Here is a 25,473-nt window from a genome sequence, read left to right on the forward strand (position 1 = left end):
TAAAACAGGCTGTGTGGTTCGGTTTGACAATGGCGATCGCCGCGGGGCGAAACCCCAGGTCGCTGATCGTGGTTCAGGGCGATAGTCAAACCGCGTCGTCAAACCAGATAATCCAACCCGGATCGTCAATGCACAAGGCCCCGGCAACAACAACCCCCTCACCGGGCAATTCAGCACGATGGGACAGACCAGCTCCCCCGCATCACGGCATTCAGACACATTTTCTTTCGGTTTCCCCGCGTAACTGGGGGTGACTTCACACGGCAGCTGGTGTGAGGGGCACAATGGTGCGCATGAAAAACATCCTCTCTATCCAGTCCGCGGTGGCGTACGGTCACGTGGGCAATTCTGCTGCCGTGTTCCCGCTCCAGCGCATCGGCCATGAAGTCTGGCCGGTGTACACCGTGAACTTTTCCAACCACACCGGTTACGGTGCGTGGGAGGGGCCATTGATTCCGGCGGAACAGGTGCGCAAGATCATTCAGGGGATTGAGGACCGTGGAGCGTTGGCCCGAGTAGACGCGGTGTTGTCCGGATACCAGGGCGGGGACGATATTGCGGATGTCATCGTGGACACCGTCGCCCGCGTTAAAGAGCTCAACCCGAATGCGGTGTATGCCTGCGATCCGGTGATGGGCAACGCCAAGTCCGGCTGCTTCGTGTCAGATAATATTCCGCCGTTGTTGCGGGACAAGGTGGTGCCTGTCGCGGACATCATCACCCCCAACCAGTTTGAGCTGGGTTATCTCACCGGCAAGGAAGCAACGGATCTGGCTTCCACGCTAGAGGCCGTGGAAGCCGCACGCGCGATGGGCCCAGACACGGTGTTGGTCACCTCCGTCACCCGTCCGGACCAGCCGGAAGACACGGTGGAAATGCTCGTGGTGGATTCCCATGGGCGCTGGTTGGTGCAAACACCACGCTTGGCGTTCAAGCGCAACGGTTCCGGTGACGTGACATGTGCGCTGTTTACTGGCCACTATATTGAGGCTATCGGTGGGGCCGAGGCTGCAACCGCCGCCAAGAATGCTCTGGCCAAGACAGCATCAAGTGTCTTTAATCTCATTGAGAACACCCACAACGCCGACGCACCGGAGCTGCTCCTGGTGGAATCCCAGGAGGCTTACGCCCATCCGCGGATGCAGTTTGAGGTCACCGAAATCTAAACCGCGCCCCCACGCCAGACGCGCCCGACACCAATATCAGGCGCATGGGGCCGTAGCATGGGACACCATGAGCAATACCTCTGGTGTGCCAGACTTCCCAGATTTTCCCGACTTCCCGGATTTCCCTGATTCTCCGGAGGGCGTGCCTGAAGACGCCTTCGCAGGACCGCCGGCAACAGGGTCTGGCTTCGGCGAGGTTCCGGAAGGTTTTCGTTCCGGCTTTGTCAGTTTTGTGGGCCGCCCGAATACGGGTAAGTCCACGCTGACGAATGCGCTGGTGGGGGAGAAGATCGCCATTATGGCGGACCAGCCGGAGACGACGCGCCACCCGATCCGCGGGATTGTGAATAGGGAGGATGCGCAGATTGTGCTCGTCGATACGCCTGGTCTGCATCGCCCGCGCACGCTGCTGGGTGAGCGTCTCAACGAGGTGGTTAAGGACACCTTCGCTGATGTGGACATGATCGGCTTGACCGTGCCCGCGAATGAGAAGATCGGTCCGGGCGACCGTTGGATTTTGGATGCGGTGCGCAAAACCAAGCCGAATGCGCCGATCGTGGGTATTGTGACGAAGCTGGACCGGACCAGCAAAGACCAGGTGGGTGAGCAGTTGATGCGCCTGCATGAGCTGCTGATGGAGGCCACCGGCCGCGAAGACGTTGACGTCGTGCCAGTCTCTGCCACGGAGGGCGTGCAGCTGGACGTGCTCGTGGAGGTTCTGGCGAAGCACCTGCCGGAGGGGCCGCGCTTCTACCCGGAGGATCACGTCACGGACGAGGACACAGAAACGCGTATCAGCGAGCTCATCCGCGAGGAAGCGCTCAAGGGCCTGCGCGATGAGTTGCCGCACTCCGTTGCTGTGCAGGTGGATGAGATCATCAACGAAGGTGATCGGGCCAAGATCTACGCCGTGATCTATCTTGAGCGTCCGGGCCAGAAAACCATCATTGAAGGCCGCGATGGGCGCCGCCTCAACGGGATTGTTCAGCGCGCGCGGAAGCAGATCATCGAGCTGCTCGGCCGCAATGTCTACCTTGACCTGCGCATCAAGGTGTTGAAGAATTGGCAGTCTGATCCCAAGCATTTGGGCAGGTTGGGTTTTTAAGGCATGGCAACTCGGCCCAGTTTCCGCGATCGCGCCTTTGTCGTGCGCACGTACGACTTTGGTGAGGCTGATCGTGTGGTCGTGCTGCTCACCCGCAATCACGGGTTGGTGCGTTCCGTGGCCAAGGGCGTGCGCAAGGCGAAAAGTCGCTTTGGTTCGCGGGTGCAGATGTTCGTGGAACTCGACGTGCAGCTCTACCCCGCCCGTAATCAGGGCCGAGGGCTTGCCACGATCACGCAGGCAGATACCGTCGCGTATTACGGTCGCGGGCTCATCGATGACTTTGATCGCTATACTGCCGGGTGCGCGATCTTGGAGTCCGCGGAAAGGCTGAGCTATGCGGAATCAGATGGCACGCTTTTCGACGATATCTCCCACTCCCTCCGCCTCCTCCAAGACACCACGAATCCCACCTTGGTGTTGGATGCTTTCATCTTGCAGGCCACTGCTCATGCGGGTTGGGGTTTGAGCCTTTTTAACTGTGCCCAATGTGGCCGGCCAGGCCCGCATCATGCTTTCCACCCGCAGATTGGCGGTGCAGCATGCCTGCACTGCCGCCCATCGGGTTCGCGGGAAGTGGAAGAATCTACGTTGCACATCATGTGGCTTCTAAGCGGTGGGCACTATGCCGCTGCGCAGGAACGCTTGACGGAAACAACCGCAGTGCAGGTGCACCGTTTGGCCACGCAGCACCTGCAATATCACCTTGAGTCTGCGGTGAGCTCCCTCAAAATCATGGAGCAGGCGTAGCAGCAGGCATAATGAAGCGGTGACTACTACCCCGCAGGATATCCCCAAAGAGCTCATCCCACGCCACATCGCGTTAGTGATGGATGGCAATGGTCGCTGGGCTCAGGAACGTGGCATGCCGCGGACTGAAGGCCACCGTGTGGGCAAGTCAGTGCTCATGGACATGGTGGATGCGTGCATTGAGCTTGGTGGGGTGGAGTGGCTTTCCGCCTACACCTTTTCCACGGAGAATTGGCGGCGCAGCCCAGAGGAGGTGCGTTTCCTCATGGGCTTTTCCCGCGAAGTGATGCGTGAGGAGCGCGACCAGCTGCATGCCAAGAACGTGCGCATCGTGTGGGTGGGACGCCGCCCACGTCTGTGGCGTTCGGTAATCAAAGAACTTGAGATCGCCGAGGAGATGACAAAGAACAACACGGGACTCACCTTGGCTATGTGCATTAACTATGGTGGCCGTGCGGAATTGGTGGATGCCGCCCGCGCGATCGCGGAGGCGGCATCCAAAGGTGAGCTGAAACCAGGAGAGTTGACAGAAGAAAGCCTGAGTAAGTGGTTGTACCGTCCCGACATGCCGGATGTGGATTTGTTCCTGCGTCCTTCGGGGGAGCAGCGGACGTCCAACTTCTTGCTCTGGCAGTCAGCCTATGCAGAGATGGTGTACAGGGATATACTCTTCCCCGATTTCACAGCGGAAGACCTTTACAGGGCGGTGTATGAGTATGCGCAGAGGGACCGCAGATTCGGAGGCACAAAATGACGGACGCGGAGCGACAGACCCCGTCACGGGAGCAGATCCGCAGATGGCGCCAGTACCTTGCCAATGAACGCGCCGAAGCAGCCACCTACCGCATGCTGGCTAAAAAGCGTGAGGGTGATGAGCGCGAGATTTTAGAGAAGATCGCGGAGGCTGAATCCCGCCATGAGAAGTATTGGCATGACAAACTTGGCCCCGAAGTTGGCATGCCGTTGAAACCCGACCTGCACACTCGGTTCATGTCCTTCATGGCGCGGAACTTTTCGCCGGTGTTTGCTCTGGCACTCATGCAAACCGCGGAGCAGCGGTCGCCCTATGTGAAGGACGATGATGCTTCGGATGAGATCACCGCTGATGAGGCTATGCACGCGGAAGTCGTTCGCGCGCTGGCAACGCAGGGACGAGAGAAACTCTCCGGTTCTTTCCGCGCCGCAGTCTTCGGGGCGAACGACGGTCTGGTGTCCAACGTCGCGTTGGTTCTTGGTGTGATGGGTTCCGGTGTGTCCTCCAATTACATCCTGCTCACGGGTATCTCTGGGTTGCTCGCCGGCGCGTTGTCCATGGCAGCAGGAGAGTACATCTCGGTGAAAAGCCAAGCCGAGCTTCTCGACGCTTCCACGCCCGATCCCGAAGCCCGCGACCTCCTGCCCAAGCTTGATGTGAAAGAAAACGAGCTGGCCCTGGTGTACCGCGCGCGTGGTATGAGCGCTGAGGAAGCCGAGGCGCACGCGAATAACGTGTTCTGGGCGATGATGACGGGCCACCAGCACCACCACCACTACGATGGGCTGGACGTCAGTGATGAAGACGCCGCTGGTGATGATGGTTCCGGTGCATGGGCCGCAGCAAGCGCGTCTTTCGTGTGCTTTGCTGCCGGCGCATTCATTCCCATCATCCCGTTCATCTTTGGGCTGGACCCACGCCCGGGAGCTATCGCCGCGCTGGTGCTGGTGTCTTTCGCGCTGCTGATCACCGGGGGTATAACCGGCCTGCTGTCTGGCAAGAAGCCAGCATTCCGCGCTTTCCGTCAGCTGGGCATCGGGCTTGGAGCCGCGCTAGTCACGTATGTGCTCGGCGTGCTCTTTGGCACGATCATCGGCTAGTGAGTCCAAGGACCCACTAGGAGGTCTGAAAGGCCTCCTAGACCTCCTAGGAGTTTGTTTGACACGTCGCGCAGGTGCCAAAGATCTCTGCGTCGTGGCCGGACAAAGTGTAGCCATGGCTGGCTGCCATCTCTTTGGCCCATTGCTCTACTGGGCCGCCTTCAATCTCCTCACTACGGCCGCAGGATGTGCAGACGAGGTGATGGTGGTGCAGGTCACTCAAGCAGTGGCGGTACAGTGTTTCGCCAGTCTCGGAATTCAGTGCATCCACCGCGCCGATCTCCGTCAAACTTTGCAGCGTGCGGTACACAGTGGTTAGACCCACTTTCTGGCCGCGCTGTGTCAGCTCCTGGTGGATAGACTGGGCAGAGGCAAAACGATCAATCTCCTGCAGGACCTCAACGACAGCGGCGCGTTGCCGAGTATTACGCGCACCAATCTTCGGGGCAGGTGCCTGCCTGTGGGAGTGGGCGTTCCGGGACATGCAATCGACCTACTGGGTTCTGTTGGGGCAGAGGAGACGTCGATAAGCTCCTAAGCGAATGTGACGGTGAGTTTAGTCTAGCCACCTGCGAACTTGAAAAGGCCTCTCCACGACATGTGCGTGTATACGTTGGTGGAGGTTGGCGAAGAAACGCCACAGGCTAGACTTGGGGGCGTTAATTTGCGCAAAACCCGCGAATGAAACTGAAATCTACGAGGAGAGTTGAACTGCCCATGGCTACGAGTGCTATTGATACCGTCGTTAACCTCTGCAAACGCCGTGGACTCGTGTACCCGGCCGGAGAAATTTACGGCGGTACGCGCTCCGCGTGGGACTATGGCCCGCTCGGCGTGGAACTGAAGGAAAACATCAAGCGCCAGTGGTGGAAGGCCATGGTGCAATCGCGTGCCGACGTCGTGGGTGTGGATACCTCCATCATCCTCCCACCGCAGGTGTGGGTTGCTTCTGGTCACGTTGAAGTGTTCACCGACCCGCTGGTGGAATCCCTGTACACCCACAAGCGTTACCGCGCAGATCACCTGCTGGAAGCCTACGAGGAGAAGCACGGTCACCCGCCGGCAAACGGCCTGGCAGACATCAACGACCCGGAGACCGGCCAGCCGGGCAACTGGACCGAGCCACGCGCATTCTCCGGGCTGATGAAGACGTACCTGGGCCCCGTCGATGACAAGGAAGGCCTGCACTACATGCGCCCGGAGACGGCGCAGGGCATCTTTGTTAACTTCAAGAATGTGATGACCTCGGCGCGCATGAAGCCACCGTTCGGCATTGCCAACGTGGGCAAGTCCTTCCGCAACGAGATCACGCCGGGCAACTTCATCTTCCGCACCCGTGAGTTTGAGCAAATGGAGATGGAATTCTTTGTCAAGCCTGGTGAGGATGAGCAGTGGCACCAGTACTGGATCGACGCCCGCCACCAGTGGTACCTCGACCTGGGTATTAACCCGGATAACCTACGCCTCTACGAGCACCCGCAGGAAAAGCTGTCCCACTACTCCAAGCGCACCGTGGACCTGGAGTACGCATTCCACTTCCAGGGCTCCAAGTGGGGCGAGCTTGAAGGCGTGGCTAACCGCACCGACTATGATCTGAAGACGCACTCCGAGAAATCGGGCGAGGACCTGAGCTTCTTCGATCAGGAGACCGGCGAGCGTTGGATCCCGTACTGCATCGAGCCAGCTGCTGGTCTGGGCCGCGCGATGATGGCCTTCCTCATTGACGCGTACCACGAGGATGAGGCACCGAACGCCAAGGGCGGCGTGGACACCCGCGTTGTGCTCAAGCTGGACCGCCGCCTGGCGCCGGTGAAGGTGGCTGTTCTGCCACTGTCTAAGAAGCCAGAGCTCGCTGGCCCCGCGCAGGAGCTGGCACAAACCCTGCGCCAGCACTGGAACATCGACTATGACACCTCTGGTGCGATCGGTCGCCGCTACCGCCGCCAGGACGAGATTGGTACTCCGTTCTGCGTGACCTACGACTTCGATTCGCTTGAGGATGGCGCCGTCACCGTGCGCGAGCGCGACACGATGGAGCAGGAGCGCGTGCCGCTCGCCGAGCTGGAGTCCTACCTGGCCGCTCGCCTCATCGGCTGCTAAGAGAGGTTTCACACGATGCACTATGTGAGCTGGGATCGCACCAACCGGGATGAGCCGAAGCTGCTTGCGGAGGCGGGACCGGAGGTGCTCGCCACCTTTACCCACGAGACAGCGCAGGTGGAGGGGGATACGTGGGATCTCATCACCACTCCCGAATCCGGTGCGGTGGCCAAGGACGGCTCCGGCCGTGAGATTGTGCGCGCCGATGGTTCCCTGAAGCGGGACAAACAGATCACCGTGCAGGTGGATGGTGCGCAGTACGTGATCGTGGGCGAAACATCGAAGAACTTCATCATCGACGATGCCGCCGGGCAGAAAGTTGCCCAGTTCACCAGCGACCACAATGGTGTGCGCAAAGCGATCCTCGAGTTCGAGGGTGAAACAACACTGCCATACACCCACATCGTGGCTTTGGCGTGGGTGTCCCGCTTGATGCTGGAAGCTCGCAAAATGCTCAACAGCACCGCGCTGATAGGTTTCTTGGTGTTCTTGAGCGTCTTCATCATCCTCGTCTGGATGATCGGCCCCTAAACCTCATGGTCGCGCTAACCAGCCCAGCAACATGGCGCGGGGATGAGCTTATCGACGTCTCCGGTGCCCCCTTAGCCACCTACTCAGCCCCAGACAACGCTTTGGATCTCACCGGCACTACCACGGGCGCTACACCGATCACCGTCGCCCATACCGCTGGAGCCATGCGCTGGGAGGTTTCTGGCACCACCACAGCGGGGGAGACCTGGACTGTTCGCACCCACGGTTTTGGCGTGCGCGTTCTCACCGCCCGCTGTGGTTCACGTACTTACCGGCTGGAACGTGCCGGGTACATGACAAAGAAGCGCACGGTCACGGATCTGGCTACGGGCGCCATCATCGCTGAAACGTCCCCGCGGGGTCTGCATAACCTTGCGGTCACGCCAACGGCAGCAGCATTTGCCGCGCCGTTGGCGGACATCGCGTTCATGTCGTGGGCGCTCACGCTCATTGATACGCCTGCGCGACAAACGCTGCGCTAGCCGGTTCTAGAAACTGCCACCACGGCCGTAGCCGCCGCTTCCGCCACCGAAGCCGCCCCCAAAACCGCCTCCGCCGCCAAAGCCACCTCCGCTGCTGCTTCCGCCACCTCCACCGAAGCCACCGCTGAGGATGGATCCCCACAGGACTGCATTGGCCATGGATTCGAAGGTCTGCGCGTTGCGCTGGCGGTTGTACTGGTCCACGTCATCCTCCGCAGCGCGACGGGCACGGCGGGCGGTGTCCGAGGCGGTACGGGCGAACTCGATGGCGCCCTTCGTGTCGGAAATGCGGCGGTTGCGTGCTTCCGCGTCCTGGCGCTGTGCTTCCGCGAGGAGGGTGCGGGCATGGGAGCCAATGATGCGGCCGCGGGACTGGATGAGGTCCTGGGAACTTTGAATCTGCGCGGCGGTGGCCTGCAGTTGCTGGTCAAGGAGCTGCAGTTGGCGCTGTTGGTTGGAGGCGGCGCCGCGGGCGCGCTCGATCTGTTCATCAATGTCCGCGTCGAGCTCAGTTAGTTCGGTGTACAGCGCCAACGGATCATTCTCGGGGCGGGTGCCCATCGCGTTGAGTTCCTTGTTTGCGCGGGCGGAAATAGCATCGAGGGCGGCAATATCAATGCGGGCGCCCTGCTGCGTGTGCTGCTTCAACTGTTCGATCTCACGAAGTTCATCGCGGATCTCCTGGATAAGTGCCGGCAGGTTCGTGCGGGCGGTAGTGATGTTGGTGTCCGCGTGCTCGATGGAGCTCAGGTTTGTATCGGCGACTTCGACGGCGTGTTGGGCGGCCCGAAGGACGTCGATAAGCGCGCCCTGCTGACCAGCAGGCTGGGCGGCGAGGCCACGCGCCTGCTCAAGTTGCTTTTCCGCCTCAACGATGGAACCAACCGCCACATCCACGTTGTGGGAAATAGATTCCAGCAGCGTGTCCGCGTAACGCTCCTGCAAGCTCTGCAGGGTGGCGCGGGCGGGCTCGATGCGTGCGCGCAGGTCCACGGTGCGCTGGAAAACCGTGTTGATTTCGTCGCTCGCCTTCATCAACACGCCACGCATCTGCTGGAACTCTTCAGAGCGATCCTTCAAAGCCTGGTCCGCCGTGCCGCAGGAAGAGATGATGTCAATGAGCATGGCGCGCTTCTCAGGCTCGGTTTCCGGGATCGCGTCGTAGAGACGCTGGTGGATACCGAATGCGCGCTGCAGAGCAGAGGTTGCCTGGTTCATTGCGGAGGTGAAGGGGCGCACGCGCTCCGCACCGAACTCTGAGGAAGCCACGGCGAGTTCTTCCTTGCCCAGGCGGATGGATTCATCCGTATGCACCAGGGTATCTCGTGCAAGTTCTTCTAGGGTGTGGGTGGGTAGGCGGCCCAGCGAATCAGTGTCGGCGGGGTTGACTTCGCGGGCTGCTTCGAGCTGCTTCTGGGAGGTTTTCTTGTTTTTGTTGCGCCCGTACAGCCAGAAACCGCCACCAGCCGCAGCGGCAGCACCCACACCACCGGCAACAAGACCAATGTCGGAGCTATCGCTGGAACCATTCACCGCAGTGATGGCATCCACACCCGCCTGGCCGTAATTGCCTTGGGTGAGCTGGTTGAACGCGCTGTCATACATCTTGTCGATGTCACTGGTGGGCCAGTCATCACCACCGTGTGCGTAGAAATCACGGTGCTCAGGGGAGATAGCAACAACGGCGGTGTTCGGGCCCTTGGCGTTTACCGCTTCCATAGCCCAGCCTTCTGCGCCTTCCGGGCCGAAGTTATTGGAGTAAACAACGTAGGCGTTGCGCCCCTTGTTGCGTTGCAGTTCTTGGATGGCGTTATCGATAGCAGTGATCTCGTCGCTGGACAGCACGCCTGCCTCGTCGAGGACCTTGTCGCGCAGATCGCTCGGTGACAGCACCGTCGCGGCGGGCGCTTGTGCCTGAATAGAGTCCATGACCGCCAAGGCCAGGGGGGCAGCAGATAAAGCAATCCCGCCGGCAAGAATTGGGGTAGCGAGAGCAATACGGATATAGCGCGAAGTCATGGCAATGAGACTACCAGCGTGTGCCTAGGACGAAACATGAAAACCGGTGCACGCAGACTCGCCACGATGCGTTTGCGCTCTTAGCGCGAAATCCGGTCTAGGCTCAGTAGCGCTATGACATACCAGTATGATTCGGCGGATTTCGCCCGCCGCGCGCCTGAGGGGGAGAAGGGGTCGCAGCTCGCCGGCGTTGATGAGTTGCGCGATGCGTTCGCGCGCGATCGGGCCCGAGTTCTGCATTCGGCGGCGCTGCGTCGTCTAGCGGATAAGACCCAGGTCGTGGGGCCGCGCGATGGGGATACCCCGCGGACCCGTTTGACTCACTCGTTGGAGGTCGCTCAAATTTCGCGCAGCATCGGCGCTGGCTTGGGGCTCAACCCCGACTTGTGTGAGATGGCTGGGCTCACCCACGATATTGGGCATCCGCCGTACGGTCACAACGGGGAGGTCGCGCTCAATGAGCTCGCTGCCGGGTGTGGCGGTTTTGAAGGCAACGCGCAAACGCTGCGCATCCTCACCCGCCTTGAGCCGAAGGTGCTTGTGCGCGCCCACTCCTTCGGCCTCAACCTCACCCGCGCCGCCCTCGACGCAGCCTGCAAATACCCGCGCACCCGCACGAACGCAGACGGCACGGTGAACCGCAAATACGGTGCCTACGACGAGGATGCTGCGATTCTCGCCTGGTTGCGCGAAGGCCACACTGATGACATGCCGCCGATGGAAGCGCAGGTCATGGACTGTTCTGACGATATTGCGTACAGTGTCCACGACGTTGAGGACGGCATTGTGTCCGGCCGCGTTGACCTGAAGGTGTTGTGGGACTTGGTAGAACTCGCAGCGCTTGCTGAGAAAGGCGCGGCCGCATTCGGTGGCACCGCCGATGAGCTTATCGACGCTGCCGCCCGCCTCCGCTCCCTCCCCATCGTCTCCGCCGCCGCCGATTTTGACTTCTCCCTCACCGGGTACGTGACCTTGAAGAAGATGACGTCTGAGCTGGTGGGGCGCTACGTCGGTGCGGTTATTGCCGCGACTTTGGCAGCCAATGACGGTCCGATCGGCCGGATGCACGGCCACCTTGTCATCCCACCGGAGGCTGACGCGGAGGTGCGCCTCCTCAAAACCGTGGCTGTCCTCTACGTCATGGACATGCCGGCCCACATCGCACGCCAAGATCGGCAACGTGACCGCATCATGCGGGTGTACTACTACCTCACCGCCGGTGCGCCCGGCACGCTGGACACCATGTTCGCCGCCTGGTGGAATGAGGCCAACAATGCTGCCGAGCGCCAGCGCGTGATCATCGACCAGATCGCCTCCATGACGGAGTCACGCCTTGAGCGCACCGCCAAGAAGGTCGCCTCCTTCGAGGGTTACTTCTAGGGACATGTTCGTAGACATGCCCTAGAAGAGAAACATGCCCTAGGAGAGGGATAAGAAAAGCTTCTCCAGCTTCTCCGCATCCACTGCCTCTGGGCCCTCATCGCGGTAGCACTGCTTCAGACCGGTAGCGATGAGGGAGTACCCGGCGCGGTCGAGCGCCTTCGACGCGGCGGCGAGTTGCGTCACGGCGTCCTCGCATTCCTCGCCGGATTCGAGCATGCGTATGACTGCGTCGATCTGTCCGCGTGCTCGCTTCAGCCGAGTGATAGACGGCTTAATGTCTTCGGGATTGAGCTTCATGCGGTTGCCTTTCCGTGCTTCCAGGTGAGATAGCCACCGTCCAGGTTAGCCACGCCGTAGCCCAGGTTGGTGAGCAGGCAAGCCGCATTGTGTCCACGCAAACCAACCTGGCAGTGAACGATGACATCGTCGTAGCCAGCGATTTCTGGGTGACGTTCGCGTAGTTCATCCAGCGGGATGTTCACTGCACCGGGGATGCCCCCGGCAGCAAACTCGCTTGGGGAGCGCACATCAACCAACAGTGCGCCTGCTGCCATCCGTTCGTCCAGTTCGTGCCACTGGAGGCTGCGCTCTCCGCGGCGCAGGTTGTCGTTGATGAATCCGGCGAAGTTCACCGGGTCTTTCGCCGAACCGAACTGCGGAGCGTAAGCCAGTTCTAGATCAGCAAGATCTGTTGCCGTTAGGCCAGCGCGCATGGCGGTAGCAATGACGTCAACGCGCTTATCTGCACCATCTTCGCCGACAATTTGGGCGCCGAGGATCGCATCCGTCTCCGCATCTACCACGAGCTTCATGTGCAGCTGTGATGCATCGGGGTAGTATCCAGCGTGATTGAGTGGGTGCAGATGAATAACACGCACCCGCTTTCCTGCCGCACGGGCCCGGCGTTCGTTCCAACCAGTAGATGCAGCCGCCAGACCAAAGACACCCACGATTGCGGTGCCTAACACGGGCATCGAAGCGGTCTCCCTGCCGGTGATCACATCGGCGACGATACGTCCGTGGCGGTTCGCCGTTTGCGCGAGCGGAACTAACGTTGCTTCGCCGGTGTGGAAGTCCGCCTTCGTAGCAGCATCACCCAGCGCGAAGATATGAGGATCAGAGGTGCGTAGCTGGCTATCCACCACGATGCCACCGTTGTCCGTCACCTCAAGCCCTGCATTTCTGGCCAACTCACTCGCCGGACGGACCCCCACAGCAGCCACAACAACGTCGGCGGGGATCTCCTCACCCGAGCTCAAAACGATGCCCGTCTCTGTGATCTCCTGTGCCTGTGCGTTGGTGCGCACCTGCACGCCGTTGTCTTCCATACGCAGGCGGACAAGTTGCGCCATCTCCGGATCAAGCGGACTCAGGATCTGCGGGCCGGCCTCCACGACCGTGGTGTTCAGACCGCGATGCCGGAGGTTTTCTGCCAGTTCAAGGCCGATAAAGCCACCACCGATGATGACGGCAGACTTCTTGCCTTTAATTACTTCAACAATGCGATCCACATCTTCAACCGTGCGCAGCGTCAGTGCCCGTTCGATGCCTTCGATCGGCGGCATAAACGGGGTCGCGCCGGGGGAAAGCACCAGCTCGTCGTAGTGAATGGAATCCCCGGCATCTGTGGTCACTGTTTTCGCAACACGATCGATAGACACTGCCCGAGTCTTCACACGGACATCAATATTGAAGCGTTGCTTCAGCGCTTCCGGGGTCTGGAGCAACAGCGCGTCACGTTTCGTAATCACACCACCCGCGTAATACGGCAGGCCACAGTTAGCAAAAGAAACGTACTCGGAGGCCTCCAGAACAATGATCTGGCGGTTCTCGTCATTGCGGCGAAGGCGAGTCGCGGTGGACATGCCACCGGCAACGCCACCGATAATCACGGTCGTGGGGGTAGTCATATTCGAAGAATCTCCTGTGATGAAACGGCGTGGGTGGTGGGGCTAGCCAAACAGTCGGCCAAGGAATCTCTGCTTCTTCGGGGCGTTGTTGTCGCGAGGGCAGGTGCACCACTGGCCCGGTGCCACGCTGGCTTTCACCTCATCGATGTGGCTGCCACAGCCTGCCCAGGTAGTTTTTCCGCAAGATTTGCATTGCACGGGACGACACATAGTTCTCTCCTTAGGTTCAGGTATACCCAGTAGGGTATACGTGCAACATATACCCTAGGGGGTATCTAGTGCAAGAGGAAGACACACAACGGCCCCTGGTAGGGGCTACTTAATCCGTGAAAGCAAGATTCCTTCGTTGTCGAAGACGTGGAGCAATGCGGCGGTCAATTCCTCGCAGACGCGCCAATTTGCTACCACCAAACGGCTCACCTGGGTTTCTCGGAGCAGATCAGCGAGGGCGTCGAGGTTGCGCGGTACTGGGCGGGCGTCGGTAAGGTCTTCGTCGTCGTAAACTGCAGCGATGATCCCGAGACCGAGGTCTGCAATGGAATAGACCGGTCGGACAAGAACGACGGTATGTGCTGGTTTACGCATCAATCGACATCCATTTCGCAGAACGATTCGTAGTGGTCATCGGTGTAGTAGTACACGTCCGGATCCGTTTCAGTGCCACCGCCGGTGACAATGCGACGTGCACCGCGGTGATTCACACCGGGTGTAGTCACGGTGTACTCGCGGTAGTAATCGGAATTCTCTCGGGGTAAGACCTGCTCGTAATTGCCAAAGTGGCGGCCGTCGTTGGAGGGGTAGTCGAAGGGGCCGCCGGAGTGGATGTCGCGGATGAGCTCTGTTGCTTCTTGTGGCACAGACGTGCACTCACTGATCGTGCTGCTGTTTTCAGTGGTGTTGACGAGTTTTGCGCTCTCGGGATTGTGAACGGTGGAATAGACCGTGGATACAAGCGTGATCAGAGCGATGATCAGGATGAAAGGCAGAGTCAGCGAATGGTTCTGACTGTCGCCGTCAGTAGACATACGTTCATTCAAGCACACGGGGGCTGTAGGATGTGCGCCATGGCTAGGGGCAGAATTCCGGATAGTGACATCGAGGCTATCCGTGAGCGCGCCAACATCGCGGACATTGTCGGGGAGTATGTCCAGCTCAAGCCGGCGGGGCACGACTCTTTGAAGGGGTTGAGCCCGTTCAAGGATGAGAAGACGCCGTCTTTCCATGTGCGCCCGGCGCGTGGGTACTACCACTGTTTCTCCACGGGAAAGGGCGGCGATGTCTTTTCCTTCATGATGGAAATGGAGCAGCTCAGCTTCCCTGAAGCGGTCGAAGCCGTCGCTGAGGAGATCGGCTACCACATCAACTACCAGGGTGGATCCACTGGTGCGCGTGATGTGAAACCTGGGACACGTGCGCGTTTGTTGGCTGCGAATAAGGCTGCGCATGAGTTTTACCGTGAGCAGCTGGAAAAGCCGGAAGCAGAAGTGGGGCGCCGCTTCCTGCTTGATCGGGGCTTTGACCGCGAGACTATCCACCACTTTGAGTGCGGTTACGCGCCGGATGGTTGGGATACGTTGACCAAGCACCTGCTCCGCAAAGGCTTTGATGCGCAGGAACTGCAGGAAGCGGGACTGTCCACGATGGGGCGGCGAGGGCCGATTGATAAGTTCCGGCGTCGTTTGTTGTGGCCGATCAAGGATGTTGCTGGCAACGTGATTGGTTTTGGGGCTCGCAAGCTTTTCGACGATGACCAAATGGGCAAGTACATGAACACCCAGGACACGATGCTGTACCACAAGTCCAAGGTGTTGTTTGGTCTGGATTTGGCTAAGAAGCACATCGCTCAAGGCCACCAATGCGTGGTGGTTGAGGGGTATACCGACGTCATGGCCATGCACGCCGCGGGTATTAAAACCGCCGTGGCTGCTTGTGGCACTGCCTTTGGTAAGGACCACATGAGCATCATTCGACGCCTCATGCTGGATGACAATTACTTCCGGGGCGAGCTGATCTACACCTTCGATGGTGATGAGGCTGGCCAGAAGGCAGCGATGCGTGCCTTTGAAGGCGACCAGCAGTTCACTGGACAGTCGTTTGTCGCCGTCGCGCCGGACGGGATGGACCCGTGTGACCTGCGCATGTCTAAAGGTGATTCCGCGGTGCGGGACCTGGTGGCAAGCCGGATTCCCATGTTTGAGTTCGTTATCGAGTCCTTGCTGAAGGACTATTCTCTCGATACCGCGGAGGGCCGGTTGCAGGCGTTGCGACGCACGGTGCCTGTAGTAGCGCAGATCCGGGACACCCCTTTGCAGACGGAGTACGCCCGCCAGCTCGCCGGTTGGGTTGGGTGGCCGGACCCAAATGAAGTGATCCGACAAGTGCGCGCTGAGGCGAAAAACCCCAAGGCACCGAAGCATCCGTCGTGGGAGCCGGCTGCCCCGCAACAGCAACAGCCTGCGCCAGGCCAGGCAGCATTCGTACTGCCTCATCCAGAGGACCCACGCCTGTGGGCGCAGCGCGAGGCTCTCAAGGTGGCATTACAATACCCCGGTGCCGTGGGCAGCTACTTCGATGGCATTAACCCTGATGCGTTCACTCACCCGGCGTATCGTGCGGTGCGTGACGCCATGGGCAAGGCCGGCGGAACCTCCAACGTGACCGCTGAATCATCGGGTGGTCAGTGGATTACGCGGGTGTCCGAGGAGATGCTCAACGAAGCTGGCCGCAATTTCGTTTCGGAACTGGCAGTGGAAGATATCCGCGCAGAGGACCCCGTAGCGTACGCCGATTCGGTTCTATCCCGCCTGCAGGAAGTCCGCGTGGGCAACCAGATTGCTCAACTGAAATCCCAATTGCAGCGCATGCGCCCCAGTGATGATGAGATGGCGTACAACGCGCTGTTCTCCGACCTGGTTGCGCTGGAACAGGCGCGCCGGGAACTCAACGAGCGGGCGTTCCGGGGCTAAAGAGTCCGGGCTAGCTTTAAGATCGACCCCATGACCATCCTCGTCCTAGACCCCCGGTGGCCTGACTTGATTCCCCTGGCTGCCGTTGATCGCTTTGAAGGCCCAATTTCGTACACGGATGATGTGCCGGTTTCGGTTCGGCGGAATCTGGGGGACATTGATGTTGCTGAATCCGCGGAGGGCATCTTGGTCACCACTGATGCTAATGTCCCGGTGGTGCAACAGCGTATTAAGGCGGGGGAGGGGGTCATCGAAGCGTCGTCCCTCATGGATCCGCTCTACCGGGCTCAGCGCGTCATGCATGAGGCCCGTGCCCGCGGCGAGTGGGAGCAGGCGCAAACGCACACGAGTCTGCTTGAGTATCTTGAGCAGGAAACTCAAGAACTCATTGATGCGGTGCGGGGTAATGACAGTGATGAGGAGTTGAAGAAAGAACTGTCCGATCTTCTCCTTCAAGTCTTGTTTCATGCGGAGCTTGCAACGGAGCGTGGTGCGTTCACGTTCGCTGATGTGGCGGAGGCCTTCGTGAAGAAGATGGAAAATCGCGCGCCTTATCTTTTCGACGGCTCGACGGGTACGGTTTCCGTCGATAAGCAAGACCGGCTGTGGGAAGAAGGCAAGCGCAAAGAGAAAGCTGCTAAATAAGCAATCCCCTGGGGTGAAGAGGTCCTTTCGGACAGACAGGTGCGTTGCTTCAGGGGCACGTATTGACACTGGTGTGGCGCACGTGAATATTGTTGCTTCAATCTTCTGGCGGGGACACACTCTTGGTCCCGCTTTGCTGCGGGTTGGTCAGAATGTCGCTCTGGGACTGTAGAGTGAGCCACCGTGACAGCACCCAGATTTCAGCCACGGCGACGCCGCAGAAGGCGCGCAGGCAACCCTGCACGCGGCTGCGGTTGTGGCGCTGTGCTTGCTGTGCTCATGGTGATGGTGTTGGTCATCGCGCTGACCTTCTGGGTGATCAGCTTGCTCGATATTGATGCCCCGGGTTCGCGGCGTCAGCCAGTGCCGACGGATATGCCGCCGGCGGCAGCGACTTCACCGCCGGCCGTCAATATTCATGGCCCTGGTCGCACTGCTGATCTGCTCGCGGAGTGGGCAGAGCCGATCGCGGACGCCATTAACATCAACCCGCAGGCCGTGCGCGCCTATGGCAACGCCGAACTCATTGCGGCTGAAGCATGGCCAGGCTGCAACCTGCACTGGAACACCCTTGCAGGGATCGGGTGGGTGGAAACCCGCCATGGCACATATTCAGGGAAGCTTTTCGACGGTACTGAGCTCGACGCCACCGGCGTCGTCGTCCCGCCAATCATTGGACCTGCTCTTGATGGCACCCAAGGGTTCGCCCGGATTCTGGACACGGACAACGGGCACTATGACAATGACACCGAGTTTGATCGTGCCGTCGGCCCGATGCAGTTTATTCCCGAGTCCTGGAATCGTTTCGGGCGTGACGCCAACGGCGATGGATACGCTGACCCGCAACAGATTGACGATGCTGCGCTGGGCGCGGCAAATCTACTGTGTAGTGGCGGGAGGGACCTGAGTACCGAGGAAGATTGGCAATCCGCGATCTTGGGGTACAACCATTCCTATGACTACCTCGCTCGCGTGCGAGACGCCGCTGCGAACTATGCGTTGGGGCAAGCGGCACATAGATAAGTATTGGCGTTACGTAGCAGCCTATTCCTCCGTACAATTGGAGGTGGCCAATCCACCACTGATGTAAAAGGAGACATTCCAAGTGGCTGACATCATGCTGACGTTCGCCCGTGAGATCCTGGACTCTCGCGGTAACCCCACGGTTGAGGTCGAGGTCTTCCTCGAAGATGGTTCCCACGGTATTGCTGCGGTTCCGTCCGGTGCCTCTACAGGCGAGCATGAGGCGCACGAACTGCGCGACGGCGATGACCGCTACGGCGGCAAGGGGGTACAGAAGGCTGTCACCAATGTCAATGAGACTATTGCGGACGCTATCGCTGGCATCGAAGCCGATGATCAGCGTGTGCTGGACCTGACCATGATTGAGCTTGACGGCACGGATAACAAGAGCAATCTGGGCGCCAACGCCATCTTGGGTGTTTCCATGGCTGCGGCGAAGGCTGCTGCAGATTCCGCTGCTCTCCCTCTGTACCGCTACATCGGTGGCCCGAACGCGCACATCCTTCCGGTGCCGATGATGAACATTCTTAACGGTGGCGCACATGCTGACTCCGGCGTGGATGTGCAAGAATTCATGATCGCCCCGATTGGTGCTGAAACCTTCACTGAGGCACTCCGTCAGGGTGCTGAGGTCTACCATGCGCTGAAGTCCGTGATTAAGTCGAAGGGGCTATCCACGGGCCTGGGCGATGAGGGTGGCTTCGCCCCGTCTGTTGGTTCCACGAAGGAAGCGCTGGACCTCATCGTTGAGGCTATTGAGAAGGCTGGCTACAAGCCGGGCGAAGAAGTCGCTCTGGCGCTCGACGTCGCTTCCTCCGAGTTTTATGAGAACGGCACCTACAACTTCGAGGGCGGCCAGCACAGCGCCGAGGAAATGGCCAAGGTCTACGCCGATCTGGTGGAGAACTACCCGATCGTGTCCATTGAGGACCCGCTGGATGAAAACGATTGGGAGGGCTACACTAAGCTCACCGCTGAGATCGGTGACAAGGTGCAGATTGTGGGCGATGACTTCTTTGTTACCAACCCGGAGCGCCTTGCCCGCGGTATTGAGCAGAACGCAGCAAACGCTCTTCTGGTGAAGGTGAACCAGATTGGTACTCTCACCGAGACATTCGATGCTGTGGAGCTTGCACACCGCAACGGCTACCGCACCATGATGTCACACCGTTCTGGTGAGACTGAGGACACCACCATTGCTGACTTGGCTGTGGCTCTGTCCTGCGGCCAGATCAAGACTGGTGCACCGGCACGCTCTGAGCGTGTGGCTAAGTACAACCGCCTCATCCGCATTGAGGAGGAGCTCGGCCCAGCAGCTGTGTACGCAGGACGCGCTGCTTTCCCGCGGTTCAATTAATCCACTGAGAGTGAAGGATCTGACATCCTCGCCCGCATGGCACTCCTAAAGTGCCAGGTCGCGGAAATGGGAGGGTCAGATCCTTCACTCTTCCCATCTATGCGCACGTCGCACCGGGAAGAGTACCTGACGGCGGGTAGACTACTCAGTCACTATGGCCACATCACGCACACCAGGCACGCGCCGTCCGCGCAGTAACAAGCCACGCATCAAGGTGCCCACCACCGTCCCTGTGGCTAGCCGTGATGCCGCCGCCCGACGGGCCGCCGCAGCGCCGAAGCGTAAACGCGTGGAAATGCTGAAGGGCGATATTTTAGGTGTGGCCGTCCTTATTACTGTTGTGCTGATTGTCCTTATCGCAATTGCGGTTCCGCTGCGTAATTATTACTCGGGGCGTACTGAGATTGCGCGGCTAGAAGCATCGATTGAAAACAAAAAAGAACACAAGTCTGATCTGCAGGAGCAGCTGGAGCGCTACACCGATCCGGAGTACGCCAAACAGGAGGCGCGGCGTCGCCTGGGCATGATGGAACCCGGAGAAACAGCCTGGCGCATCATTGATCCCCGCATGGATGTGGATCACCTCACCACCGGACGCATAGACGAGATTGATCCGGATACTCCCTGGACCACCATCCTGTGGGACTCACTGCGTGAAGTGCCGGAAGCGCCGGTATCACCAGAAGAATCACCAGCTGAGGAGTCCGCCTCGGAGCCTGTGGAACAATAGCGGGCATGGATGCGCATGGGTGTGATTTGGAAAGGGACCTGGGGGTCGTCGAGAAGCAATTAGGGCGCAGGCCACGTGGTGTGATTGAGATTTCTTACCGCACGCCCGATGGGCAGCCAGCTGTGGTGATGACGGAGCCGAAGCTTGAGGATGGAACGCCTTTTCCCACGCTGTACTACCTCACTGATCCGCGTTTGACGGCGGAGGCCTCCCGGCTGGAGGTGGCTCAGGTGATGAAGTGGATGGAAGCCCGGTTGAACGCGGATGCGGAGCTGAAGGCGGATTATGAGGCCGCCCACCGCCACTACCTGGACAAACGCAATGCCATCCACGATTTAGGTACAGAATTTTCTGGTGGCGGCATGCCGGACCGTGTGAAGTGCCTGCATGTTCTCATTGCCTATGCGCTGGCGGAGGGGCCAGAGCGCCTGCGTCTGGGGACGGAGGCCGTGGCGCTGGCAGCAGATCACGGCAACTTGCGCGGCACGGCGATTCCGGCAGGCTGGCCGACGCTCAAAGACTTAGGCATCGAGGATGCCTTGGAGCAAGCCGCCGCTTACCAGGGAGAGAAATAATGCCTGTCGTCGCCGGCGTTGACTGTGGTACGAACTCGATCCGCTTGCTCATCTGTTCAGTGGGGCCGGACGGTGTGCTGCGTGAGATCACGCGCGAAAACACAATTGTTCGTCTAGGGCAGGGCGTAGATGCATCAGGGCACCTGCACCCTGATGCCATCGCGCGGACACGTGAAGCGCTCGCGGGGTATGTGGACAGGATGGCTGCCGAAGGCGTGACCGCCGTCCGGATGGTGGCCACGTCCGCTACGCGTGACGCCAGCAACCGCGACGAGTTCTTCTCCATGACCGAGGAGCTGCTCGGCCGAATCCAGCCGGGTGCCGTCGCGGAAGTGATCAGCGGGGAAGAGGAGGCTGCGCTGTCCTTCGCCGGTGCCACGGTGGATATTGACTCCGCTCGCGGTCCCTTCTGCGTGATTGATCTTGGTGGTGGTTCGACGGAATTCATCGTCGGCACGAGTGCGGGTGCAATTTCCGGTGCATACTCCACTCAGATGGGGTGCGTCCGCGTCACGGAGCGCATCATGAGCAGCGACCCAGCCACGCCCGAAGAGATTCACAATGCCCGCCTGCTTATCGACGAAAAAATCACCCAAGCAGCCTCCCACGTGCCGCTTGGCGAGGCAGTCACCCTTGTGGGGTGCGCGGGAACATTCACCACACTGTCCGCGCTGGCTCAGGGGTTGAATGAGTATGACCCGGAAGCGATTCATATGTCCGAAATCAGCTTTGACCGGATGCGGGAGGCCACCGCGACGCTATTGACCCAAACAGCAGAGCAGCGCAAACTGAACCCCGTTATTCACGCGGGCCGCGCCGATGTCATTGGTGCTGGCGCCGTGATTGTTGAGCAGCTCATGGCTGCCTTTGAAGATTTCTCTGCTGGCCGGATTCAGTCCTTCATCATCAGTGAGAAAGACATCCTCGACGGAATCGTGGCCGGACTGGTGTAACTGGGGGATTAATCTTCGTCCGGCTCGTAGATTTGCGGCTCGTTCGTGTCCACGGATTTGCCGCGAGCACGGCCACGGCCCTTGCGCAGATCCTTCACCTCACGCATACGCGGATCCGGGTCGAGCGAATTTGCAATCGCCTTCCGTGTTGAACGGAGCGCCTGCTGTGTCACAGGGGAATTGACCACCTTCTGCGTGGTGTTCACGATCTGGTGGTAGCGCTTACGCCCCGCCTTCGTACCAAAAACATATCCGGCTGCTGCTCCGACGACGAACTGGATCATGGCCACGAGCCTACCGGTTCGACAGCATCATGTGAGTAGCGGGGGAGAAAAGACAAAACCCAGCGCGGTGAGGCGCTGGGTGGAAGTGCTCCCGCAACTGGGCTCGAACCAGTGACCCTTCGATTAACAGTCGAATGCTCTGCCAACTGAGCTATGCGGGATTAAATTTTCGTTCACAGCCTTGGATCAAACCGTGTGCCGTGCAACGAACTGATACTCTAGCGTCTTTCTTCACAAGGTGACAAATCGCCAGCGTGTGCCCAATATTCGGGCCCTCGTTGGGGGATGAGGGCGGCACGGTTATACTCAATCATCGCGATGCTTAGTGGGGGAGTTTCTACGAAGTTCTCCTGCTTAGCTGCGAGGGGCTATAGCTCAGTCGGTTAGAGCCGCGGACTCATAATCCGTTGGTCGCGGGTTCGAGCCCCGCTGGCCCCACAGATTTACTTAGCACCCACTTTTCGGTGGGTGCTTTTTCAATGGGCGCTTATCAACCTTTTACTTGAACCGGAACGCTATCCAATGCTCCCATGTCAGAGCCAATAGTTTACACTTTGAGTATTCTTGTCACATGGTTTATCCATGCAACACACAGAATGTGCTGACCATTACGTGGCAGCGCTTCTTACCGACCTATTGGAGAAATAAGTGAAGAAAATTTTCCGCAAAACAGTTGCGGGCCTAGCAGCCAGTGCCCTTGCTGCCGGAGCGCTCACCGCCCCGCAAGCAACGGCAGAAGAACCCAAAACAACCGACGTCAACCTCCCGCTGGCGTGCTACGTGTACCCGAAGGGTCGCGCTGCCGGGCTGAGAACGTCTCTTGATTTCGGCAATGACTTTGCATTGTCGATGAAGGCGACTGCCCCCGAGACCGTCGAGGTCGGCGACGAATTTGAGTACGTCATCGATCCCGGAACCGTTGTGCTTCCAACCGAGATGAAGGCGCTGGGGCAGACAGTGGAAGCCAAGTACATCTCCCAGGCGAACCTATGGATCGACCTGCCTGACAACGTTGAACTAATTTCTTTCGACTACGACAAGACAACCCCGTTGAAGTTCAACGTGCTGCAGGACGGCAACCGTCTCCGTTTCGTTGGCGAGAATCGACACGCCAAGTCCCATACCGTTGGGCCTGTAGGCTTCACCGGAAAACCCGTTGGCGACAACCCTGCGGAATGGGAGCCCGGTGGATTCTTTGGGAGCAATGAGGCTCGCTGGTTTTACGGTGGCGCTCAGTTCAATGCTGGGGACACTAAGAGGGGCAAGTTGCCAAAGGTGACTTTGAAGCTCAAAGCCACCGGCGCTCCTGGTAGCACCGCTCAAGCGACAATCCGGAATGCTGATGCGAAGAACAATCCGCCAGAAGCATTTGTCCAAGGGCTTCTGAACGGCATGATTCTTGGGAAGACATTCAACGGTATGGCTCGCTGCGGCCTTTCCGAGTACTACACAGGTAAAGGCGCTATGAAGGTGCCGGCTGGTGCATTCCCCGCAGTGACAATCGTCGAAAAGCCGGAACCGACCCCAGAGCCGTCGCCGGAACCATCTCCGGCAGAGTCGACCACCTCCGAGTCCGAGCCGACCAAGGAGTCTGAGACGTCGACGAAGGAAACGAAGCCTACTGAGGAGCCGAAACCGTCTACTACGAGCACTGAGCCGACATCGACGACCGCGAAGCCGTCTACTACGAGCACTGAGCCGACGAAGGAGCCGGAATCGACCAAGGAGTCTTCTACACCTACTAAGGAACCGGAGCCGTCGAAGGAATCCGAGACACCGACTGCTGACACGACGACTTCCAAGGAGTCTGAGACGTCCACGAAGGAGACGAAGCCTTCCGAGGAATCGGAAACATCAACGACCGAGCCGACCAAGGAATCCGAGTCGACGAAGGAAGCGAAGCCTACTGAGGAGCCGAAGCCGTCTACTACGAGCACTGAGCCGACGAAGGAGCCGGAATCGACCAAGGAGTCTTCTACACCTACTAAGGAACCGGAGCCGTCGAAGGAATCCGAGACACCGACTGCTGACACGACGACTTCCAAGGAGTCCGAGACGTCGACGAAGGAAACGAAGCCTTCCGAGGAATCGGAAACATCAACGACCGAGCCGACCAAGGAGACTGAGGCGTCCACGGAAACCACTACTACGACGACGCCAAACCCGCAGAATGGCTCGTCGAATTCCAGTGATGGTTCGTCCTTCTTCGGGATGTCTTCGGATCCAGTGATGAGGGGATTGTATGTTGCCTTCTGGGTTGCGTTGGGGCTAATCGGTTTGACTGCGTTTGGTAACTGGCTGAAGCAGAACTGCGACTTCAAGTGGCCGTTTTAAACCACTGGTCCCGTGATGGAGGCGATGGTATTTGCCAGCAGTGCTGTGAAGAAGGGCACTGAGTCGGGGTAGATGTACTCGTGGCGGGCGTGCGCGCCCGCGCCACCGGCGCCGAGTCCGCAGACGACGGGAACGCCGATGGCGGAGATGAAGTTCGCATCGGAACCGCCACCGACGGCGATGCCCTGCAGGTCAGCGTGGTCAAGCAGAGTGGCTTGGGTTTTGAGGAGTTGGAACAGGGCTTCGGTACCGGCGGTGTGCTGCATGGGAGGGCGGTTCCAGCTGCTCTTCACGGCGATGGACACGCGGGGGTCGGAGGGGGTGATGGAGGCTAGGGCGGCGTCGATACGCTCTGTTTCCTCCGGAATCCAATGGCGGACGTCGATTTTCGCGGAAGCTGTACCCGCGACAACATTGGCGCTCGATCCGCCGGTGATGACGCCGACGTTGACCGTCGTGCCCTTGTTTGGGTCGCCGAGCTTCGCGGCTTCGAGACAGAATTCCATCAAGGCGATGATGGCGCTGGCACCCTTCTCCGGCTCGAGGCCAGCGTGCGCCTCAATCCCAGTGGCCGTGATGGTGATATCGCCGATGCCTTTGCGGGCCACCTTCACATTCCCATCCACGCTTGCTTCCAGGACGAATGCGGCATCCGCGCCGCGGGAGACATCCTCGATGATGTGTTGAGAGGCGGGGGAGCCGATTTCCTCGTCGCCGTTGAAAATGTAGGTGACGTCTGGGTGGGGGAGGCCGGCGCTACGAAGCAATTTGAGCGCCCATATGCCCTGCGTGAGCCCGATCTTCATGTCGAACAAGCCCGGTCCAGACAGTCGTTCACGCGTGTCCTCATGGGGCGGCGGATTCCACGCATCCACCGTTCCCGCAGGCCACACCGTGTCATAATGTCCCGCAATCACCACACGGCCCGGTGAGGTGCCACGATACGTGCGCACCACGATGTCACCGTACTCGCCGCCGCTGAAACGCTCCTGCTCATCGGGGGCACCAAGTCGCTTATCGACGACCCCCAGCAACCCCTCCAGCCCCTCATCTAGCCCCGGTTTATCAAAGCTGTACGTCTCCATGTTCACTAGCGAGAAGGCATCCGCGAGCATGTCATCGATTGCTTCCTCGGCGGCGGACAAAGGCAGGCGTGGATTCTGTGCTGGATTCATCATGGAATCGATTGTGCCAGCGTTGGAAGCTTCTGGATCCCACTCCTGCTCTCTCTACTCTCCAGAATCGTGCACAGCTCCTATTAAATGCCGAGGAATGCCACGAACACCGGGAAGTTAGGCGCACAGAT

At 59.5% G+C, this 25,473-nt stretch carries 25 protein-coding genes and 2 tRNA genes; 18 read left to right on the forward strand and 9 right to left on the reverse strand.

Annotated elements, in window-relative coordinates:
• Nucleotides 1-284: 284 nt before the first annotated feature.
• The 5 genes from pdxY (at nt 285) to HMPREF2129_RS08905 (ending at nt 4,875) form a co-directional block, all read left to right on the forward strand.
• Nucleotides 285-1,166, forward strand: a complete 882-nt coding sequence (gene pdxY / locus HMPREF2129_RS08885; protein ID WP_034665674.1) for a pyridoxal kinase PdxY — start codon at nt 285-287, stop codon at nt 1,164-1,166.
• Between the two features lie 67 nt (nt 1,167-1,233).
• On the forward strand, nt 1,234-2,271 hold the full coding sequence (gene era, locus HMPREF2129_RS08890) for a GTPase Era (RefSeq protein WP_084576762.1): 1,038 nt from the start codon (nt 1,234-1,236) through the stop codon (nt 2,269-2,271).
• 3 nt (nt 2,272-2,274) lie between these two features.
• Entirely contained in the window at nt 2,275-3,021 is a 747-nt protein-coding gene (gene recO, locus HMPREF2129_RS08895; protein ID WP_034665676.1) for a DNA repair protein RecO, read from the forward strand.
• Between the two features lie 79 nt (nt 3,022-3,100).
• Nucleotides 3,101-3,775 (forward strand): isoprenyl transferase, encoded by a 675-nt coding sequence (locus HMPREF2129_RS08900; protein ID WP_232218141.1) that lies wholly within the window; start codon nt 3,101-3,103, stop codon nt 3,773-3,775.
• Entirely contained in the window at nt 3,772-4,875 is a 1,104-nt protein-coding gene (locus HMPREF2129_RS08905; RefSeq protein ID WP_034665682.1) for a VIT1/CCC1 transporter family protein, read from the forward strand. The genes HMPREF2129_RS08900 and HMPREF2129_RS08905 overlap by 4 nt, the downstream gene beginning before the upstream one ends.
• A 46-nt stretch (nt 4,876-4,921) precedes the next feature.
• Here the strand turns inward: HMPREF2129_RS08905 and HMPREF2129_RS08910 are convergent, their stop codons facing one another.
• Nucleotides 4,922-5,359 (reverse strand): Fur family transcriptional regulator, encoded by a 438-nt coding sequence (locus HMPREF2129_RS08910; protein WP_034665684.1) that lies wholly within the window; start codon nt 5,357-5,359, stop codon nt 4,922-4,924.
• 233 nt (nt 5,360-5,592) lie between these two features.
• On the opposite strand from HMPREF2129_RS08910, the gene HMPREF2129_RS08915 reads away from it, so the two are divergent.
• From HMPREF2129_RS08915 to HMPREF2129_RS10690, 3 genes are read left to right on the forward strand one after another with little or no spacing between them, the layout of a single operon-like run.
• On the forward strand, nt 5,593-6,975 hold the full coding sequence (locus HMPREF2129_RS08915) for a glycine--tRNA ligase (RefSeq protein WP_034665687.1): 1,383 nt from the start codon (nt 5,593-5,595) through the stop codon (nt 6,973-6,975).
• A 15-nt stretch (nt 6,976-6,990) separates the two neighbouring features.
• The gene (locus HMPREF2129_RS08920; protein ID WP_034665690.1) at nt 6,991-7,506 is read left to right on the forward strand and encodes a hypothetical protein; all 516 of its coding nucleotides are present in this window, start codon (nt 6,991-6,993) and stop codon (nt 7,504-7,506) included.
• A gap of 5 nt (nt 7,507-7,511) precedes the next feature.
• A complete protein-coding gene (locus HMPREF2129_RS10690; protein ID WP_052093091.1) occupies nt 7,512-7,988 on the forward strand; it encodes a hypothetical protein in 477 nt (158 codons plus the stop codon).
• Between the two features lie 6 nt (nt 7,989-7,994).
• Here HMPREF2129_RS10690 and HMPREF2129_RS08930 read toward each other — a convergent pair whose 3' ends face one another.
• Nucleotides 7,995-10,007, reverse strand: coding sequence for a TPM domain-containing protein (locus tag HMPREF2129_RS08930; RefSeq protein WP_034665693.1), 2,013 nt, complete (start codon nt 10,005-10,007; stop codon nt 7,995-7,997).
• Nucleotides 10,008-10,121: 114 nt separating this feature from the next.
• On the opposite strand from HMPREF2129_RS08930, the gene HMPREF2129_RS08935 reads away from it, so the two are divergent.
• A complete protein-coding gene (locus tag HMPREF2129_RS08935) occupies nt 10,122-11,387 on the forward strand; it encodes a deoxyguanosinetriphosphate triphosphohydrolase (RefSeq protein ID WP_034665696.1) in 1,266 nt (421 codons plus the stop codon).
• Nucleotides 11,388-11,426: 39 nt separating this feature from the next.
• On the opposite strand, the gene HMPREF2129_RS08940 is transcribed toward HMPREF2129_RS08935, so the two are convergent.
• From HMPREF2129_RS08940 to HMPREF2129_RS08955, 4 genes are all read right to left on the reverse strand, one after another.
• Nucleotides 11,427-11,687, reverse strand: a complete 261-nt coding sequence (locus HMPREF2129_RS08940; RefSeq protein WP_034665699.1) for a metal-sensitive transcriptional regulator — start codon at nt 11,685-11,687, stop codon at nt 11,427-11,429.
• Nucleotides 11,684-13,300 (reverse strand): FAD-dependent oxidoreductase, encoded by a 1,617-nt coding sequence (locus HMPREF2129_RS08945; RefSeq protein ID WP_034665701.1) that lies wholly within the window; start codon nt 13,298-13,300, stop codon nt 11,684-11,686. The genes HMPREF2129_RS08940 and HMPREF2129_RS08945 overlap by 4 nt, the downstream gene beginning before the upstream one ends.
• Before the next feature lie 315 nt (nt 13,301-13,615).
• On the reverse strand, nt 13,616-13,885 hold the full coding sequence (locus HMPREF2129_RS08950) for a hypothetical protein (protein ID WP_034665704.1): 270 nt from the start codon (nt 13,883-13,885) through the stop codon (nt 13,616-13,618).
• Nucleotides 13,885-14,325, reverse strand: coding sequence for a ribonuclease domain-containing protein (locus tag HMPREF2129_RS08955; protein ID WP_084576764.1), 441 nt, complete (start codon nt 14,323-14,325; stop codon nt 13,885-13,887). Before HMPREF2129_RS08955 ends, HMPREF2129_RS08950 begins: the two co-directional genes overlap by 1 nt.
• Nucleotides 14,326-14,364: 39 nt before the next feature.
• On the opposite strand from HMPREF2129_RS08955, the gene dnaG reads away from it, so the two are divergent.
• From dnaG to HMPREF2129_RS08990, 7 genes are all read left to right on the forward strand, one after another.
• The gene (dnaG, locus tag HMPREF2129_RS08960; RefSeq protein WP_034665707.1) at nt 14,365-16,266 is read left to right on the forward strand and encodes a DNA primase; all 1,902 of its coding nucleotides are present in this window, start codon (nt 14,365-14,367) and stop codon (nt 16,264-16,266) included.
• 30 nt (nt 16,267-16,296) lie between these two features.
• Entirely contained in the window at nt 16,297-16,911 is a 615-nt protein-coding gene (locus HMPREF2129_RS08965) for a MazG nucleotide pyrophosphohydrolase domain-containing protein (RefSeq protein WP_034665710.1), read from the forward strand.
• Between the two features lie 279 nt (nt 16,912-17,190).
• Nucleotides 17,191-17,934, forward strand: a complete 744-nt coding sequence (locus tag HMPREF2129_RS08970) for a lytic transglycosylase domain-containing protein (protein WP_034665733.1) — start codon at nt 17,191-17,193, stop codon at nt 17,932-17,934.
• Nucleotides 17,935-18,016: 82 nt separating this feature from the next.
• A complete protein-coding gene (gene eno / locus HMPREF2129_RS08975; protein ID WP_034665713.1) occupies nt 18,017-19,291 on the forward strand; it encodes a phosphopyruvate hydratase in 1,275 nt (424 codons plus the stop codon).
• Nucleotides 19,292-19,445: 154 nt separating this feature from the next.
• Nucleotides 19,446-20,021: an FtsB family cell division protein gene (locus HMPREF2129_RS08980; protein WP_052093092.1), complete on the forward strand. Its 576-nt coding sequence runs from the start codon at nt 19,446-19,448 to the stop codon at nt 20,019-20,021.
• A 5-nt stretch (nt 20,022-20,026) separates the two neighbouring features.
• Nucleotides 20,027-20,596, forward strand: a complete 570-nt coding sequence (locus HMPREF2129_RS08985; protein ID WP_034665716.1) for a DUF501 domain-containing protein — start codon at nt 20,027-20,029, stop codon at nt 20,594-20,596.
• Complete coding sequence (locus HMPREF2129_RS08990; RefSeq protein WP_034665717.1) at nt 20,596-21,549, forward strand: Ppx/GppA phosphatase family protein; 954 nt, start codon at nt 20,596-20,598, stop codon at nt 21,547-21,549. The genes HMPREF2129_RS08985 and HMPREF2129_RS08990 overlap by 1 nt, the downstream gene beginning before the upstream one ends.
• 8 nt (nt 21,550-21,557) lie before the next feature.
• Here HMPREF2129_RS08990 and HMPREF2129_RS08995 read toward each other — a convergent pair whose 3' ends face one another.
• Complete coding sequence (locus HMPREF2129_RS08995; RefSeq protein WP_034665720.1) at nt 21,558-21,833, reverse strand: hypothetical protein; 276 nt, start codon at nt 21,831-21,833, stop codon at nt 21,558-21,560.
• A gap of 88 nt (nt 21,834-21,921) precedes the next feature.
• Nucleotides 21,922-21,994: transfer RNA gene (locus HMPREF2129_RS09000), tRNA-Asn, on the reverse strand.
• 203 nt (nt 21,995-22,197) lie between these two features.
• On the opposite strand from HMPREF2129_RS09000, the gene HMPREF2129_RS09005 reads away from it, so the two are divergent.
• Together HMPREF2129_RS09005 and HMPREF2129_RS09010 are read left to right on the forward strand one after the other, a co-directional pair.
• Nucleotides 22,198-22,271: transfer RNA gene (locus HMPREF2129_RS09005), tRNA-Ile, on the forward strand.
• Between the two features lie 210 nt (nt 22,272-22,481).
• A complete protein-coding gene (locus tag HMPREF2129_RS09010) occupies nt 22,482-24,167 on the forward strand; it encodes a hypothetical protein (RefSeq protein ID WP_034665721.1) in 1,686 nt (561 codons plus the stop codon).
• Here HMPREF2129_RS09010 and HMPREF2129_RS09015 read toward each other — a convergent pair.
• The gene (locus HMPREF2129_RS09015) at nt 24,164-25,345 is read right to left on the reverse strand and encodes a M20/M25/M40 family metallo-hydrolase (protein ID WP_232218140.1); all 1,182 of its coding nucleotides are present in this window, start codon (nt 25,343-25,345) and stop codon (nt 24,164-24,166) included. The genes HMPREF2129_RS09010 and HMPREF2129_RS09015 overlap by 4 nt on opposite strands.
• Nucleotides 25,346-25,473 lie beyond the last annotated feature (128 nt).

The organism is Corynebacterium tuscaniense DNF00037 (genome assembly GCF_000759055.1).
Lineage (GTDB): Bacteria > Actinomycetota > Actinomycetes > Mycobacteriales > Mycobacteriaceae > Corynebacterium > Corynebacterium tuscaniense.

Excerpts from the sequence above, each read along its gene's own strand:
- pdxY (WP_034665674.1), top strand. The coding sequence starts at position 285 with ATGGTGCGCATGAAAAACATCCTCTCTATCCAGTCCGCGGTGGCGTAC.
- era (WP_084576762.1), top strand. The coding sequence starts at position 1,234 with ATGAGCAATACCTCTGGTGTGCCAGACTTCCCAGATTTTCCCGACTTC.
- recO (WP_034665676.1), top strand. The coding sequence starts at position 2,275 with ATGGCAACTCGGCCCAGTTTCCGCGATCGCGCCTTTGTCGTGCGCACG.
- HMPREF2129_RS08900 (WP_232218141.1), top strand. The coding sequence starts at position 3,101 with ATGGATGGCAATGGTCGCTGGGCTCAGGAACGTGGCATGCCGCGGACT.
- HMPREF2129_RS08905 (WP_034665682.1), top strand. The coding sequence starts at position 3,772 with ATGACGGACGCGGAGCGACAGACCCCGTCACGGGAGCAGATCCGCAGA.
- HMPREF2129_RS08910 (WP_034665684.1), bottom strand. The coding sequence starts at position 5,359 with ATGTCCCGGAACGCCCACTCCCACAGGCAGGCACCTGCCCCGAAGATT.
- HMPREF2129_RS08915 (WP_034665687.1), top strand. The coding sequence starts at position 5,593 with ATGGCTACGAGTGCTATTGATACCGTCGTTAACCTCTGCAAACGCCGT.
- HMPREF2129_RS08920 (WP_034665690.1), top strand. The coding sequence starts at position 6,991 with ATGCACTATGTGAGCTGGGATCGCACCAACCGGGATGAGCCGAAGCTG.
- HMPREF2129_RS10690 (WP_052093091.1), top strand. The coding sequence starts at position 7,512 with ATGGTCGCGCTAACCAGCCCAGCAACATGGCGCGGGGATGAGCTTATC.
- HMPREF2129_RS08930 (WP_034665693.1), bottom strand. The coding sequence starts at position 10,007 with ATGACTTCGCGCTATATCCGTATTGCTCTCGCTACCCCAATTCTTGCC.
- HMPREF2129_RS08935 (WP_034665696.1), top strand. The coding sequence starts at position 10,122 with ATGACATACCAGTATGATTCGGCGGATTTCGCCCGCCGCGCGCCTGAG.
- HMPREF2129_RS08940 (WP_034665699.1), bottom strand. The coding sequence starts at position 11,687 with ATGAAGCTCAATCCCGAAGACATTAAGCCGTCTATCACTCGGCTGAAG.
- HMPREF2129_RS08945 (WP_034665701.1), bottom strand. The coding sequence starts at position 13,300 with ATGACTACCCCCACGACCGTGATTATCGGTGGCGTTGCCGGTGGCATG.
- HMPREF2129_RS08950 (WP_034665704.1), bottom strand. The coding sequence starts at position 13,885 with ATGCGTAAACCAGCACATACCGTCGTTCTTGTCCGACCGGTCTATTCC.
- HMPREF2129_RS08955 (WP_084576764.1), bottom strand. The coding sequence starts at position 14,325 with ATGTCTACTGACGGCGACAGTCAGAACCATTCGCTGACTCTGCCTTTC.
- dnaG (WP_034665707.1), top strand. The coding sequence starts at position 14,365 with ATGGCTAGGGGCAGAATTCCGGATAGTGACATCGAGGCTATCCGTGAG.
- HMPREF2129_RS08965 (WP_034665710.1), top strand. The coding sequence starts at position 16,297 with ATGACCATCCTCGTCCTAGACCCCCGGTGGCCTGACTTGATTCCCCTG.
- HMPREF2129_RS08970 (WP_034665733.1), top strand. The coding sequence starts at position 17,191 with ATGGTGATGGTGTTGGTCATCGCGCTGACCTTCTGGGTGATCAGCTTG.
- HMPREF2129_RS08980 (WP_052093092.1), top strand. The coding sequence starts at position 19,446 with ATGGCCACATCACGCACACCAGGCACGCGCCGTCCGCGCAGTAACAAG.
- HMPREF2129_RS08985 (WP_034665716.1), top strand. The coding sequence starts at position 20,027 with ATGGATGCGCATGGGTGTGATTTGGAAAGGGACCTGGGGGTCGTCGAG.
- HMPREF2129_RS08990 (WP_034665717.1), top strand. The coding sequence starts at position 20,596 with ATGCCTGTCGTCGCCGGCGTTGACTGTGGTACGAACTCGATCCGCTTG.
- HMPREF2129_RS08995 (WP_034665720.1), bottom strand. The coding sequence starts at position 21,833 with ATGATCCAGTTCGTCGTCGGAGCAGCAGCCGGATATGTTTTTGGTACG.
- HMPREF2129_RS09015 (WP_232218140.1), bottom strand. The coding sequence starts at position 25,345 with ATGATGAATCCAGCACAGAATCCACGCCTGCCTTTGTCCGCCGCCGAG.